Consider the following 14,164-nt stretch of genomic DNA (forward strand, 5'->3'; position numbering starts at 1 on the left):
TCCGATCTTGTAAATCCACAGGAAGGGCGACGCGCTGCGTCGCCCTTTTTTCTTGCACTAAGCGTCAGTCGAGCTTTCCGCATGGGCGCGCGTCAGGGCCCCAGGGACGCGCCAGAACGTGTTGGGCCCGACGCACACCGTTCCGTGACTTGCATCCGCAAATCGGTCGTGGTTGTGCCGAAACAGAGACAGAGAGCAGCGGCAGGACGAACGGGCCATGACGCCGGAACACCGTGAATTCACCGACGGTTTGAAGCTGGCAGGCGTCGCCATCGTCTGCGCTACCCTGACCGCCGTGGTGGTGATCGGCGCCGGCGAGGCGCTTCTGCGTCGAAACACCGCCTCGGTCGGGGTTGACGCCTCGTCCGCTTCGCCGCCTCACGACGGCTGACCCAGACCATTTTCACCCATGGAAAAACCGCCGCCTCCGGATCGGAAGCGGCGGTTGATCTTGCGACGAGCTTCGTCCGACCTTTGCGATTTCCGGCCCGGAGTTTTGCTCCGGGCCGGGTTTCGCTTAGTCTTAGAAGTTGATGTCGATGGTCGCGCGACGGTTGAGCGGTTCGCGCACGCCGTCGGCGGTGGGCTTGGCCAGGTTGGTCTCGCCCTTGCCGTCCAGGGCGATCACGCCGCCGTTGACGCCTTGAGCCACCAGGGCGTCCGCGACGGTGCGCGAACGACGGTTGGACAGACCCAGGTTATAGGCGGCCGAACCCGAGGTGTCGGTGTAGCCGACGACCAGAACGCGGGTCGGAGCGCCCGACTTGGCGTAGTTGGCGGCCTGCGTCACCACCGAACGGGCTTCAGCCGTCAGGTCCGAGCGATCCCAGTCGAAGTAGACCACGAACTGACGCGCGGTAAACTTCTGCACCACCGGCGGGGGCGGCGGGGGCGGCGGCGGGGGCGGGGGCGGAGGCGGCGGGGGCGGAGGCGGCGGCGGCGGCGCGTCTTCGGCGCCGAAGCTGTAGCGCAGACCCAGGGTCACGGTGTGCGACTGGTCGTAATCGCCGTCCCAGGTGCCGAAGTTGGTGGCGCCCGGACCCGTGCCGACCGTGGTCGAATCCCACGAGGCGTCGCCCGTCAGATAGCGGTAGGTCAGGTCGATGTTGGCGCGGTCCCCGATGGCCCAGGCCAGACCGGCGATCGCCTGGGCGGCGAACTTGGTCGAGCTGTCGTCGGCGGTGAAGGTCGCACCGCGGTTGGCGCGCAGGTTGCCAACCGTGTCGGTCTTGACGTGGTTCACGCCGGCGCCCAGGCCGACGAACGGACGGATGCCCCAGGCTTCATAGCCGAAGTCGTAGATGACATTGGCCATCAGCGTCATCGACTCGATGTCGCCTTCCGGCGAATAGCAAGGGCCGGTGGTAGGCGTCAGGTTGCACAGGCCCTGCGTGCCGGAAACGGCGCGCACGGGCCGATGTCGCCCGAGCGGTAGCCGCCTTCCAGTTCGACGCGCCAGTTCGGGTTGAAGCGATAGCCCAGGCGCGCAAAGGCGGCCCAGCCGTTGTTCACTTCATAGTTCCAGTTCGCGCCCGTCGTCGACGACTCGGCGTTGATCTTGTCGATCCACTGATAGTTTAAGTCAATCGCGCCGTACCAGCCGTTCGGTTCCGCCGACGCCGCGCCAGCCGACAGGGCCAAGGCGGCCGCTGCGCTGGAGGCCAGCACGATAGTCTTCATACGCATGGGGGTTAGCCCTCCGCCTGTTGATGTGGGGCGGATTCCACCGCCTAGATCGGGTCTTATCAGCGTTGCCTATGAAGGTCGAGGCGGAAACGTGGCGCTCTTCGGCGCTGCAACCTACACCGTGACCTTGATGATACAGGTGAATTTGCCGCACGACCCAATTCCAACTCGCCGAAGACGCAATCGGAACGGTCGTTGGAACGACAACCGATAGTTAGACGGCGATCATCTGCATGCCCAGCCATTCTGCGATGAGGGCCGGTTTGTCGCCGCCTTCGATCTCGACAGTCAGTTCGTGTTTGAGCAGCCAGCGGCCCTGGCCCTTGTCGTCAGCGGCCAGCAGCCTGAACCGGCCGCGGATGCGCGAACCGGCGGGCACCGGCGCCAGGAAGCGCAGCTTGTCGAAACCGTAGTTGACGCCCATCACCACGCCGTCCAGCGGCCGGACGGCGTCGTAGCTCATGGCCGAAGCCAGGCTGAGGGTCAGAAAGCCGTGGGCGATCGTGCCGCCGAAGGGCGTGGCCCTGGCGGCCTCGGGGTCCACATGTATGAACTGATGGTCCTCGGTGCAGTCGGCGAAGGCGTCGATCCGGGCCTGGCTCACTTCGATCCATCGGGAGACGCCGACCTCCTGGCCGATCAATCCCTGTAGCGCGTCGACCGCCGTCATCCCGTCCTCCCGGTTCTGTTAGAAGCGAGCTTGTCCGAGAGACGGCAGGATGAAAAGCCCTATCCCTCGAAACGCCCTTCGATGATTTCGGCATAGAGGGCGGGATCGACATTGCCGCCGGACAGGACGATCCCCGTCACTCGATCGCGCGCCTTCGCCTTGCCTGAAAGCAGGGCCGCCAGGGACACGGCTCCGCCCGGCTCGATCACCAGCTTCAGATGTCGGAAGGCGAAGCGCATGGCCTCGGCCGCCTCGGCGTCCGACACGGTCAGGGCTCCGGCCAGACGCCGGTTGATCGGCCAGGTCAGTTCGCCGGGCATGGGCGCCATCAGGGCGTCGCAGATCGAGGGCGGGCCTTGCGGATGGCCGACCCGTTCTCCGGCCGCCAGGGACCGCGCCGTATCGTCGAACGCCTCGGGCTCCACCACAAACACCTGGGTGTCGGGCGACCGTTCGGCCAGAACCAGATTGATCCCGGCGAGCAGCCCCCCGCCCGAGGCGCCGCACAACAGCTGATCAAACGGCGCATCGGCCTGGTCCAGCATCTCCAGCGCCGCCGTCCCCTGCCCCTCGATGACGAAGGGATCGTCGAACGGCGGCACCAGGATCGCCCCGCGCTCGGCGGCGATGGCCGCGCCGATGGCCTCGCGGCTCTCGATCCATCGGTCGTAGGTCCGCACCTCTCCGCCGAAGCCGATCACCCCTTCCACCTTCACCCGAGGCGAGTCCGACGGCATGACGATGATCGCCGGCGTCCCCGCCAGGGCGGCGGCGGCGGCCACCCCTTGCGCATGATTGCCGGAGGAGAAGGCGACCACGCCGCGCCGCCGCTCCTCGGCGTTCAGGCGGCTGATCCGGTTGTAGGCCCCGCGAAACTTGAACGCCCCGGCGCGCTGCAGGGTCTCGGCCTTCATCAGCACCCGACCACCCACGACGGCGTTCAGGGCGGGACTTTCCAACAATGGCGTACGCACGGCGACGCCTTCGATCTGGCGGGCGGCGTCCAGGACGCCTTCGTAGCTGGGCAGGCGGTTCGTCATATGCTCCCCTTAGCCTGAACCGCACACGACGCCCAAGACGTCGATCACCGACCGGGAGCGCAAACGCATGAGCCTGATCCTCGCCATCGACCAGGGCACGACCTCGACCCGCGCCATCGCCTTCGAGACACGCGACCAGGGTTTGACCCCGGTGGCGGTCAGCCAGATCGAGTTGAGCCAGCACTTTCCCCGCTCGGGCTGGGTCGAACATGACGCCGCCGAAATCTGGGCCGCCACCCTCCAGACCTGCCGCGAGGTGGTGCGCAAGGCCGGCGGGGTCGCCCGCTTCGCCGCCGTCGGCCTGACCAACCAGCGCGAGACCGCCATTCTATGGGACGCGGCGACGGGCGCGCCCCTGCACCGCGCCATCGTCTGGCAGGATCGACGCACGGCCGACCTGACCACCCGGCTGATCGCCGAGGGGCATGAGCCGGCGGTCCAGGCGGCGACCGGCCTGATCCTCGACCCCTACTTCTCCGCGACGAAGTTCGCCTGGCTGCTGGACGCCGTGCCCGGGGCGAGGGAACGGGCGGCGAAAGGCGAGGTTCGGCTGGGCACGATCGACAGCTGGCTGATCTGGAAGCTGACGGGGGGCGAAAGTCATGTCACCGACGCCTCCAACGCCTCGCGCACCGCCCTGATGGACCTTGAGACCGTCGAGTGGCGCGACGACCTGTGCGCACTGTTCGACGTGCCGCGCGCCGCCCTGCCCGAGATCCGACCCTGCGCGGGGATGATGGGCCAGACCGATCCCGCCCTGTTCGGCCGCGCCCTGCCCATCGCCGGATCGGCCGGCGACCAGCAGGCGGCGCTGGTCGGTCACGGGGCCCTGAACCCGGGCGACGCCAAGATCACCTATGGAACCGGCGCCTTTCTGGTGGCCAATGTCGGGGCCGCCCCCGTCGCCTCGACCCGGCGCCTGTTGGGCACCCTGGCCTATCAGGCCGAGGGGCGGACGGCCTATGCGCTGGAGGGGTCGATCTTCTCGGCCGGTTCGGCCATCCAATGGCTGCGCGACGGCGCCGGGATGATCTCGGAATCCCGCCAGTCCGAAGCGATGGCGCAAGGGTTGCCGGACAACGGCGGCGTCTATCTGGTGCCCGGCTTCACCGGTCTGGGCGCGCCGTGGTGGGAGCCCGAGGCGCGCGGAACAGTCGTCGGCCTGACCCGCGATTCCGGTCCGGCCCATTTCGTCCGCGCGGCGCTGGAGGCCCTGGCCTATCAGACGCGGGATCTTCTGGACGCCCTGGCCGCCGACGGCGCCCCGCCCCTGAAGACCCTGAAGGTGGACGGCGGCGTGACCGCCAACAGCTTCGCCATGCAGTTCGTCGCCGACATCTGCGAGGTGGAGGTGGAGCGTCCGGCCTTCCAGGAAATGACGGCCCTGGGCGCGGCGCGCCTGGCGGCCCTGGGCGTCGGCCTGCTGGACGATCTTAAGGCCCGCCCGGCCGAGGCGCCGGCCTCCTGGAAACCCCGCATGGCGGCGGCGGAGCGGGAACGGTTGCTTTCCGGCTGGCGTCGGGCGGTGAAGGCCGCCATCATCGCCGCGCCGGACCGGGCGCAAGAGCCGGACGGCTGAAGGAAACGACGGAACCGCCCATGACCGACGCAAAGCTGGACGCCCCGATAGACGCTCAAGAGGCCTTTTCCGGCACGCGCGAAGTCGATCCGCGCTACCGCCTGGACGAGGCCGCGCTGGATCGCTGGATGAAGGCCCACGTCGAGGGCTACGCCGGGCCGTTGACCATCAGCCAGTTCAAGGGCGGCCAGTCCAATCCGACCTACGCCCTGACTACGCCGGGCGCATCCTATGTGCTGCGCCGGAAGCCGCCGGGCGTCCTGCTGCCCAGCGCCCATGCCGTGGATCGCGAATTCAAGGTCGTCTCGGCCCTCTACGCCCAGGGTTTTCCGGTCGCCCGGCCCTATGCTCTGTGTACGGACGAATACGTTATCGGCTCTATCTTCTATGTGATGGATCGGGTCGAGGGCCGTATCTTCTGGGATCTGAAACTGCCCGGCCTGACGCCGGCCGAACGCCGCGCGATCTATGAGGTCCAGACGGATACCCTGGCCCGGCTGCACGCCTTCAATCCCGCCGCTGTCGGCCTGGCCGACTATGGAAAGGCCGGAAACTATTTCGCGCGCCAGGTCGGGCGCTGGACCAAACAGTATCGCGCCTCGGAGACCGAGCCCGTCGCCGCCATGGACCGGCTGATCGCCTTCCTGCCCGACAGTCTGCCGCCCGAGGGGCCCAGCCGCATCGTCCACGGCGACTTCCGCCTGGACAATATGATCCTGGCGCCGGACGCGCCCCAGGTGCGCGCGGTTCTGGACTGGGAGCTGTCGACCCTGGGCGATCCGATGGCGGACTTTTCCTATCTGCTGATCGCCTGGGCCATTCCGGCCAGCCTGCGCAACGGACTGGCCGGCGCGGATCTGGAGGCGCTGGGCATCCCCTCCGTCGAGGAGACGGTGGACCGCTACGCCGCCGCAACCGGCATGCGGCCCGCCAATCTGGACTGGCTCTACGCCTATAATCTGTTCCGTCTGGCCGCCATCTGCCAGGGGATCGCCGGTCGGGTCCGCGACGGCACCGCCGCCAGCGCCCACGCCAGGAGCATGGCCGCCCAGGTCGGCCCCCTCAGCGACGCCGCCTGGGGCTTTGCGAAAAAGGCCGGAGCCTGATCTTCGGCGATTTGGGCGTCCGAACTCCGCCAGACCGAGCCCTTCGCGGCCTCTAGGCCGAAGACCACGTTTTCAACGGAGGTCTTCATGTTCACCCTGATCGACAAGGTCGCCATCGTCACCGGCGCCAGTTCCGGCATCGGCGCCGCGGCCGCCCGCCTGTTCGCCCAGGCCGGAGCGGCCGTCGTCGTCTCGGCGCGGCGGCAGGATCGGCTGGAGGCCTTGGTCGAAACGATCCGCGGCGAGGGCGGCCAAGCCGTGGCGGTCGCCGGCGACGTCTGCGATCCCGACCTGGCGGACCGGCTGGTCGCCACGGCGACCCAGGCTTTCGGCGGTCTAGACATCGCCCTGAACAACGCCGGGGCGGTCGGCGTCAATGCGCCGGTGTCGGACCTGACGCTGGATCAGTGGCGCGAAACCGTGGACGTCAACCTGACGGGGGCGTTCCTGGGCGCGCGGGCGCAGATTCCGGCCCTGCTGAAGCGAGGCGGCGGGTCGCTGATCTTCACCTCGACCTTCGTCGGCCATCACATCGGCCTGCCGGGCATGGGCGCCTATGCCGCCGCCAAGGCCGGGCTGATCGGCCTGTCGCGCGTGATCGCGGCCGAACACGGGTCGCAGGGGTTGCGCAGCAACTGTCTTTTGCCGGGCGGAGTCGACACCGAAACGGGTCGAACCTTCGCCAGCACGCCCGAGATCGTCGCCTTCGTCCAGAACATGCACGCCTTGAAACGGTTGGCGACGCCCGAGGAGATCGCCCAGGCCGCCCTGTTCCTGGCGTCGGACGCTTCCCGCTTCATGACGGGGGCGGCGATGTGCGTGGACGGCGGCGTGACCATCGCGAAGACCTGACGGTCGTCTATTTCCGAACGGCGGCGCCCAGGATGCGGCGGTCGCCCTTGGCCTGGATCAGGATCACGACCCCCTGACCCTCGGCGGAGGCGGGCAGGTCGAACAGGGCCGGGCGGCCGCGCCAGTCGCCGAGACGGACCACGTCGCGCACCACATTGACGTGCCGCACGGCCTGGCCCCGGTTTTCGCCGGCGCGCACCTGCACCACCTGCGGACCCGGCGTATAGGTGACGGCCAGAACCTCGGCGCCGCCGACAGGCAGGCGGCCGGAGCCGACGCCGACGCGGTCGCCCGTCTCGCGGAACTCGATCTGCGGGGGCCAGACGTGGCGATCGGCCTCCTCGCCGATGGCGGCCTCGAGCTCGGCGCCGCGCGCGCCCGAGACCTGGCGGCGGCCGTCGATCACCACTTCGGGGGTCGAGACCCCGCGCAGCCGCAGGGCCGAACGATAGGCGCGCTGGCGCTCGGCGAACTTCGGACGCGCGAAGGTGTCGTTCCACCCCAGATAGTCCCAGTAGTCGACGCCATAGGTCAGGGCCACAACGCCCGGCTCGGCCGCCGCGCGCTCGACCACCGCATTGGCCTCGACACAGGCGGCGCAGCCCTGGGCGGTGAACAGCTCCACTACCACTGGCGCGGCCGGCGCGGACTGGGCCACGCGGCGCGGGGCGTGGGACGCCCGCCCGTTCGTCGGCTGGGCCGTGACGGCCGCCGAGGCGAAGGCGCACGCCGTCACCGCCGCCGCCAGCATCCAAGCCTTGCGTTTCATGCTCTCGTTCTTAGCGTCCGCGCCGGACGGCGTCGGTCATAAGTCCGTGAACCGACGACCGCCCGCCTCAGTCCATCAGCTGTTGCGACAGATAGACATAGTGCCGCGCCCAGCGCCGGGCGTTGGCCACCGGATCGGCGTCGTTGGAGTGACCGCCCGCCGTGTCCTCGTAATAGAGGTGGTCATGCCCCTGGTCGCCCAGGCGCGCGGCGAACTTGCGCGCATGGCCGGGGTGGACGCGGTCGTCGCGGGTGTTGGTGGTGATATAGACGCGCGGATAGCGAACATCGGGCCGAAGCTGCTGATAGGCCGAATAGCGCGCGATGAAGGCCGCATCCTCGGGCAGGCGCGGGTCGCCGTATTCGCCGATCCAGCTGGCGCCGGCGGGCAGGTCCGGATAGCGCAGCATGTCGATCAGCGGGCTTTCGATCACCGCCGCATTGAACAGCTCTGGATGCTGGGTGATCGACACCGAGGTCAGGACCCCGCCGTTCGACCGGCCATAGATGCCCAGGCGGCGCGGGCTGGTGACGCCGCGCTGCTCCAGATCGCGGGCCACGGCGGCGAAGTCGTCGAAGGCGCGCTGGCGGTTCTCTTTCAATGCGGCCTGGTGCCAGTCGGGCCCGAACTCGCCGCCGCCGCGGATGTTGGCCTGGACGAAGACCCCGCCTCGCTCCAGCCACAGCTTGCCCATCTCGGGCTTGTAGGCCGGGTTCAGGCTGATCTGGAACCCGCCATAGCCCAGCATGATGGTCGGGTTCGACCCGTCCAGCTTCATGTCGCGCGGATGGGTGATGAAATAGGGAATCTTGGTCCCGTCGGCCGAGATCGCCTCATACTGTTCCGTCACGTCGCGCGAGGCGTCGAACTTGGCCGGGGCCGACTTCAGCGTCGTCAGGGTCGCGGCGTTGGCGTCGGCCAGGCTGAGCGTCGGTGGGACCAGGAAGCCCTGGGTCGAGACGAACACCTCGCCGCGCGACTTGGATGAGTCGCCCAAGCTGACAGCGAGGTTGTCGGGCATGGCTATATCCGTGCGCGGCCAGCCCCACTCGCCTCGATCCCGAAATACGGCGGCGCGCCCCCGAACACTGTCTGTATACGATACGACGACCCGATCAGTGAGCACACGCACCTCGGCCACCGCCTGACGCGCCTCGGGTCGGAAGATCATGTCGGAAGCATTGGTGATGACGATATCGCCAGACACGGTCGGCGGATGCAGCACATCAAGGCCGACGGCAAGCAGGTCGCCCGCTTTACGATCGACGCCTCGACGCGACCACGCTTCTTCGGCCGTAAACACCAGTTTGCCGTTCAGCACGCCATGAACGGACACGCGAGCAGGAATTTCCAGGCGCAATGGTCGGCCGTCGATCAACTGCCACGTCTCGGACCGGAAGGTGTCCAGCGGGCGGGTGATGATGACGGCGCTCACCTTGCCGTCCCTGTCGCGATAGACGGCGGGGCTGACGCCATAGCCGCCGTCCGACTGTTCGCCACGATAGACCTCGGTGGCCTGGGCCAGGGTCTGGCCGCGCTTCAGCGTCTTGACGATGAAGGGATAGCCCGACTCCGTCATCGTTCCCGCGCCGAAGTCGGTGGCGACCAGAAGCGTGTCGCGGTCCAGCCATTCGATCCGGTGCTTGCCCTCGGGCAGGTTGAATCCGCCGTCAACGAAGCGTTTCGTGGTCAGGTCGAACTCGCGCACGACCACCGCGTCCTTGCCGCCGTCGGACAGCATGATCAGGCAGCGGGTCTCGTCCGGCGCCAGGCAGTCGGCGCCCTTGAACACCCAGTCCTTGCCCTCGGCTTTCGACAGGGCGTCGATGTCCAGCAGCGTCTCCCACCGGGGCGTCGCGGTGCGGTAGGAGTCCAGCGTCGTGCGGCGCCAGACGCCCTTGGGATTATTGGCGTCCTGCCAGAAGTTGCCGATCCCGTCGCCCAGGAAACTGGGCATGGGAATGCGGTCGGTGGCGGTCAGTATGGCCTGGGCCTCGGACCTGAAGGTCTCGTAGCGCGGGTCGCCGGTCAGGGCGGCCAGCGACTTCCGGTTCTCCTCGGCGACGAAGGCCATGGCCTCGGCCCCGTCCACCTGCTCCAGCGCCAGATGATCGTCGGCGGCCGCGACGCCCGCCGGGCTCAGGTCGCGAGGCAGATAAGGCGGCGCGCCCCTTTCGGCGGTTTGCGACAACGGGGCTTCGGTCGCGGCGGGCGCCGTGGCGCAGGCGCCCATCAGAAGGGCCGGAAGGGCGGCGGACAGGATCAGGTGACGCATATGACTTAAACTCTCCGCTCAGATTACTGCTGCGCCGGCGTGTCCATCAGGCGGCGCGACAGATAGGTGTATTCCAGAGCCAGACGGCGGGCCGTCTCCTGAAGGTTCGCCCCCGCCGCGTGGCCGCCGTCTGTGTTCTCATAGAACAGGACCGGATAGCCCAGCGCTTCCAGACGCGCCGCCGCCTTGCGGGCATGGCCCGGATGGACCCGGTCGTCCTTGGTCGAGGTGTGGATGAAGACCTCCGGATAGGGCTGGCCCGCCCGCAGGTTCTGATAGGGGGAATACTGCTCGATCCAGGCGCGCTGTTCCGGAATGTCGGGATCGCCGTATTCGCCGATCCAGCTGGCGCCGGCCAACAGCTTGTTGAAGCGCAGCATGTCGAACAGGGGCACCTGGATGACGGCGGCGTTGATCAGGTCCGGGCGCTGGGTCAGCATCGCCCCCATGAACAGCCCGCCCTGCGAGCCGCCCATGATGCCGAGTTTCGGCTGGCTGGTGATGTTGCGGGCGATCAGGTCCAGGGCCACGGCCTGGAAGTCCTCGTGCGCGCGCTGGCGGTTCTGCTGCAGGGCCGCCTCGTGCCAGCGGGGGCCGAACTCGCCGCCGCCGCGCGTATTGGCCACCACATAGACGCCGCCCCGCTCCAGCCACAGCTTGCCGACCGTGGCTGAATAGCCGGGCAGAAGCGAGCTTTCGAACCCGCCGTAACCGTACAGCAGGGTCGGGTTGGAGCCGTTCAGCGGCATGTCCGCCTTATGCACCACGAAATAGGGGATCATCGTCCCGTCGGCCGACCGCGCCTGGAATTGGTCGACCGTCATGCCCGTCGCGTCGAACTTGGCCGGCATGGACTTGACCTGATCGACCGCGCCGGTCGCCGCATCCGCCAGCCACAGGCTGGACGGGTTCAGATAGCCTGTGACGCTGACGAAGACCTTGTCGTCCCTTTCCGACGCCGAGCCGACGCCGACCGAGACGTTCTGGGGCAGGTCCAGCGTCTTGTACGCCCACTCGCCGTCAGAGGGCGTATAAACCCGAACCGATCCGCGCACATTGTCGTACAGGGCCACGACCAGACGGTTGCGGGTGACGTTGACGCCCTCGATGGCCTGACGCTCGGTCGGACGCAGCACCAGCTGGGCGGGAGTCTTGGAATCGGCCAGCCAGGCCTCCAGCGGCCAGGCGATCAGGTCCCCGGTCTTGAAGTCCTGACCCGAGGGCGCGGTCCAGTCCTGCTTCAACGAAACCAGAAGCCGCCCGTCGACCAGGCCGCTGATGTCGGACTTGGGCGGCAGTTGCAGCTGGGTCAGGGCGCCGTCGTCGGTCACGCGCCAGGTCTCGGACGAATAGAAGTCCACCGAGCGGTTGATCAGGACCGCCTTCACCACCCCGTCGGCGTCGCGCAGCGTATAGCCGGACACGGCGACGTCGGTCGGCTGGCCGGTGAACAGGGTCTCGGCCTGGTCCAGGCTCTGGCCGCGCTTCATCCGCTTGACCACCATCGGATAGCCCGAGTTGGTCAGGGTGCCGGGGCCGAAATCGCGCGAGACCAACAGGGTGTCCTTGTCGATCCAGGACGCGCCGCCCTTGGATTCGGGCAGGACGATCCCGCCCTCGACGAACCTGCGCTCGACGCTGTCGAACTCACGCAGGGTCACGGCGTCCTTGCCGCCGTTCGACAGGCTGATCAGGCAGTAGCGTTCTTCGGGCTGCAGGCAGGTCGAGCCCTTGTAGACCCAGTTGGCGCCCTCGGCCGTCGCCAGGGCGTCGACGTCCAGAATGGTCTCCCACTGCGGCGTCGCGGTGCGATAGCTGTCCAAGGTGGTGCGACGCCAGACGCCCCGCACATGCTGGGCGTCCTGCCAGAAGTTGTCGATGTGGCCGTCGTGGGTGAAGCCGGGCGATGGGATTCGGTCGCGCGACTGGACGATGTCCAGCGCCTCCTGATGCAGGGTGGCATAGCGCGGATCGCCCTGAAGAATCCCCAGGGTGCGGGCGTTCTGGGCGTGGACCCATTCCATCGCCCGCGCGCCGTCCACCTCTTCCAGCCACAGATAGGGATCGGTCTCGGCGCTGGTGGCGAAGCCGCCGGCCGGAACGGCGGGGGCGGCGGCGGAAGTCGTCTGGGCCATGGCGCTCGGTGTCAGGCTGGTGGAGGCGAGAAGGACCGCGAGGGCGGCGACGGACGTGCGGATCATGAAAGGCCCCGGTCGGATGAAGTCGGCGCACCTTAACGACGCGGCCCCGCGCGGCAAGCGAGGCGCCCGTTACCTTACGGCTTTGTCATGATCGGCCCTATAGACCCTCGTCCGGAATGCAGAGCAGATTGCCGCAGGCCTTGCAGTGCACCGCGTCCGGATCGTGCTTGCTCAGGCCGCAGCGATCGCAGGGGAAGCTGATCTTTGACGGCCGGATCAGGGCCTGGGCCAGCCGCAGGAACAGGGTGATGCCGGTCAACATGATGGCGATCGACAACAACTTGCCCCAGGCGCCGGGCAGGGTCACGTCGCCGAACCCCGTCGTCGTCAGGGTCGCCACGGTGAAATACAGCGCGTCCACATAGCCGCCGACGCCCGGCGTGCCCCGGAAGGTCGCATAGACGAAGCCGGTGGCCACGAAGACGAAGGTCACGAGATTGGCTAGCGCCCGCACGACCCCTTCGACCCGCGTGTCGTCGAACTTGTGGCCCACCGTCCGCCAGAAGAAGTCCGAATTCAGCAGGGTCCAGAGCCTGAGCATCCGCAGGAAGCCCAGGTTGAACAGCCATGCGGGAAACAGCAGGGTCGCCAGGACGAACAGATCGACCCAGACGATGGGACGTTTCAGCCAGTCCCTGATGTCGGCATAGGCATAGGCCCGCGCCGCCAAGTCTGCCGCCAGGACCACGGCGATCAGATAGTCGATGACATAGAAGGCCCATCCCATGTTGCGCAGGATCGGCGCGGCCAGGAAGAAGGCGATGATCACGATGTCCACGCCGATCACGGCCAGACGAAACCGGACCGCCGGTGGTTGGGAGCCGTGATAGAGGTAGCGCAGCCGTGCGCGCAGGCGCAGGCCGTCCTCGCCCGAAACCCTGCGTGGATCGTCCATCCTGTCCTTGGTCACGCGCCCCCTTCGTCCGGCGTTCCGGAACTCTACCGCCTGCAATCAACAGCCTGACGCCCTGCCTGTCCAACGGTTCCGCAGGCCGAAGCGCGAGGGTGACGATTTCCCCCGGCCCGATCCGCGCCTATATGGCGAGCCATGAGCCAGACCGCCGCCCCCCGGCCCTTCGTCAAGATGAACGGCGCCGGCAACGACTTCGTCGTCGTCGATGCGCTGGAGCGCCCGTTCCGCCCGACCGAGGATCAGGTCCGGGCGCTGGGCGACCGCGCGACCGGCGAAGGATTCGACCAGTTGATCGCCATCGAGCCGTCCGAAACGGCCGACGCCTTCATGCGGGTGTGGAACGCCGACGGCTCGATGGTCCAGACCTGCGGCAACGCTCTGCGCTGCGTCGGATGGCTGCTGATGGAGGCGACCGGGTCGGATCGCGTGGTCATCGACACGGCGGCGGGACCGACGACCGCCAGCCGCGCCGGGGACCGCCGTGTCACGGTGGATATGGGCCGCCCCCGCCTGGACTGGACCCAGGTGCCCCTGTCCGAAGACATGGACACGCGCGGGATCGAACTGCAGGTCGGCCCCATCGACGCGCCAGTGCTGCACACGCCGGGCGCCGTTTCCATGGGCAATCCGCACGTCGTCTTCTTCACCGACCGACAGGACGACGGGTTCGTGTCCGGCTCGGGATCCTTGGTCGAACATCATCCGCTGTTCCCCGAAGGCGTGAACGTGGGCTTCGCCGACGTGCAGGCGCGCGACCGCATCCGACTGCGCGTCTGGGAACGGGGCGCCGGCCTGACCAAGGCCTGCGGCACCGGCGCCTGCGCCGCCCTGGTCGCCGCCGTCCGACGTGGATTGACCGACCGCAAGGCGGCCGTGATCGTGGATGGGGGCGAAATGGTCATCGACTGGGACGCCGACACCGACCATGTCCTTATGACCGGCCCCGTCGAGATCGAACGCACCGGCCTGCTGCCGTTCTGAAGCCCGGCGACGGCGTCAGGCGAAAAGCCGCACGATCCAGTGCGGCGCGATCACCTTTTCCGCACGACGCGAACCACCCCGCGGTCTTTTCC

The 14,164-nt window shown here is 68.1% G+C and carries 11 protein-coding genes and 1 pseudogene; 5 read left to right on the forward strand and 7 right to left on the reverse strand.

The window, feature by feature from the left end; translation table 11 throughout:
- The first annotated feature begins 217 nt into the window (after window positions 1-217).
- Window positions 218-391 carry a hypothetical protein gene (locus ACWPV3_RS03155; RefSeq protein ID WP_453976807.1) on the forward strand — a complete coding sequence of 58 codons (174 nt, stop codon included), beginning with the start codon at window positions 218-220 and terminating at the stop codon, window positions 389-391.
- Window positions 392-523: 132 nt separating this feature from the next.
- Here the strand turns inward: ACWPV3_RS03155 and ACWPV3_RS03160 are convergent.
- From ACWPV3_RS03160 to ACWPV3_RS03170, 3 genes and pseudogenes are all read right to left on the reverse strand, one after another.
- Window positions 524-1,680: pseudogene (locus ACWPV3_RS03160) on the reverse strand (OmpA family protein).
- Window positions 1,681-1,900: 220 nt separating this feature from the next.
- Entirely contained in the window at window positions 1,901-2,356 is a 456-nt protein-coding gene (locus ACWPV3_RS03165; RefSeq protein WP_292086406.1) for a MaoC family dehydratase, read from the reverse strand.
- A 59-nt stretch (window positions 2,357-2,415) separates the two neighbouring features.
- Entirely contained in the window at window positions 2,416-3,396 is a 981-nt protein-coding gene (locus ACWPV3_RS03170) for a threonine ammonia-lyase (protein WP_453976808.1), read from the reverse strand.
- 67 nt (window positions 3,397-3,463) lie between these two features.
- Here ACWPV3_RS03170 and glpK point away from each other — a divergent pair, with 67 nt between their 5' ends.
- The 3 genes from glpK to ACWPV3_RS03185 all read left to right on the forward strand — a co-directional run bounded on the left by glpK (window position 3,464) and on the right by ACWPV3_RS03185 (window position 6,933).
- Complete coding sequence (gene glpK / locus ACWPV3_RS03175; protein WP_453976809.1) at window positions 3,464-4,975, forward strand: glycerol kinase GlpK; 1,512 nt, start codon at window positions 3,464-3,466, stop codon at window positions 4,973-4,975.
- Window positions 4,976-4,995: 20 nt separating this feature from the next.
- A complete protein-coding gene (locus tag ACWPV3_RS03180; RefSeq protein ID WP_453976810.1) occupies window positions 4,996-6,081 on the forward strand; it encodes a phosphotransferase family protein in 1,086 nt (361 codons plus the stop codon).
- Window positions 6,082-6,168: 87 nt separating this feature from the next.
- Entirely contained in the window at window positions 6,169-6,933 is a 765-nt protein-coding gene (locus ACWPV3_RS03185; protein ID WP_453976811.1) for an SDR family oxidoreductase, read from the forward strand.
- Between the two features lie 7 nt (window positions 6,934-6,940).
- On the opposite strand, the gene ACWPV3_RS03190 is transcribed toward ACWPV3_RS03185, so the two are convergent.
- The 4 genes from ACWPV3_RS03190 to ACWPV3_RS03205 all read right to left on the reverse strand — a co-directional run bounded on the left by ACWPV3_RS03190 (window position 6,941) and on the right by ACWPV3_RS03205 (window position 13,073).
- The gene (locus ACWPV3_RS03190) at window positions 6,941-7,702 is read right to left on the reverse strand and encodes a DUF1223 domain-containing protein (protein WP_453976812.1); all 762 of its coding nucleotides are present in this window, start codon (window positions 7,700-7,702) and stop codon (window positions 6,941-6,943) included.
- A gap of 67 nt (window positions 7,703-7,769) precedes the next feature.
- Window positions 7,770-9,977 (reverse strand): prolyl oligopeptidase family serine peptidase, encoded by a 2,208-nt coding sequence (locus ACWPV3_RS03195; protein WP_453976813.1) that lies wholly within the window; start codon window positions 9,975-9,977, stop codon window positions 7,770-7,772.
- Between the two features lie 23 nt (window positions 9,978-10,000).
- Window positions 10,001-12,178 (reverse strand): prolyl oligopeptidase family serine peptidase, encoded by a 2,178-nt coding sequence (locus ACWPV3_RS03200; RefSeq protein ID WP_453976814.1) that lies wholly within the window; start codon window positions 12,176-12,178, stop codon window positions 10,001-10,003.
- Between the two features lie 97 nt (window positions 12,179-12,275).
- On the reverse strand, window positions 12,276-13,073 hold the full coding sequence (locus ACWPV3_RS03205) for a potassium channel family protein (RefSeq protein ID WP_292086625.1): 798 nt from the start codon (window positions 13,071-13,073) through the stop codon (window positions 12,276-12,278).
- Between the two features lie 153 nt (window positions 13,074-13,226).
- On the opposite strand from ACWPV3_RS03205, the gene dapF reads away from it, so the two are divergent.
- Window positions 13,227-14,072, forward strand: a complete 846-nt coding sequence (gene dapF / locus ACWPV3_RS03210) for a diaminopimelate epimerase (protein WP_453976815.1) — start codon at window positions 13,227-13,229, stop codon at window positions 14,070-14,072.
- Window positions 14,073-14,164: the final 92 nt, after the last annotated feature.

This window comes from Brevundimonas sp. Marseille-Q4549 (assembly GCF_976940555.1).

Coding starts and splice junctions, on each gene's coding strand:
- ACWPV3_RS03155 (WP_453976807.1), top strand. CDS start 218: ATGACGCCGGAACACCGTGAATTCACCGACGGTTTGAAGCTGGCAGGC.
- ACWPV3_RS03165 (WP_292086406.1), bottom strand. CDS start 2,356: ATGACGGCGGTCGACGCGCTACAGGGATTGATCGGCCAGGAGGTCGGC.
- ACWPV3_RS03170 (WP_453976808.1), bottom strand. CDS start 3,396: ATGACGAACCGCCTGCCCAGCTACGAAGGCGTCCTGGACGCCGCCCGC.
- glpK (WP_453976809.1), top strand. CDS start 3,464: ATGAGCCTGATCCTCGCCATCGACCAGGGCACGACCTCGACCCGCGCC.
- ACWPV3_RS03180 (WP_453976810.1), top strand. CDS start 4,996: ATGACCGACGCAAAGCTGGACGCCCCGATAGACGCTCAAGAGGCCTTT.
- ACWPV3_RS03185 (WP_453976811.1), top strand. CDS start 6,169: ATGTTCACCCTGATCGACAAGGTCGCCATCGTCACCGGCGCCAGTTCC.
- ACWPV3_RS03190 (WP_453976812.1), bottom strand. CDS start 7,702: ATGAAACGCAAGGCTTGGATGCTGGCGGCGGCGGTGACGGCGTGCGCC.
- ACWPV3_RS03195 (WP_453976813.1), bottom strand. CDS start 9,977: ATGCGTCACCTGATCCTGTCCGCCGCCCTTCCGGCCCTTCTGATGGGC.
- ACWPV3_RS03200 (WP_453976814.1), bottom strand. CDS start 12,178: ATGATCCGCACGTCCGTCGCCGCCCTCGCGGTCCTTCTCGCCTCCACC.
- ACWPV3_RS03205 (WP_292086625.1), bottom strand. CDS start 13,073: ATGGACGATCCACGCAGGGTTTCGGGCGAGGACGGCCTGCGCCTGCGC.
- dapF (WP_453976815.1), top strand. CDS start 13,227: ATGAGCCAGACCGCCGCCCCCCGGCCCTTCGTCAAGATGAACGGCGCC.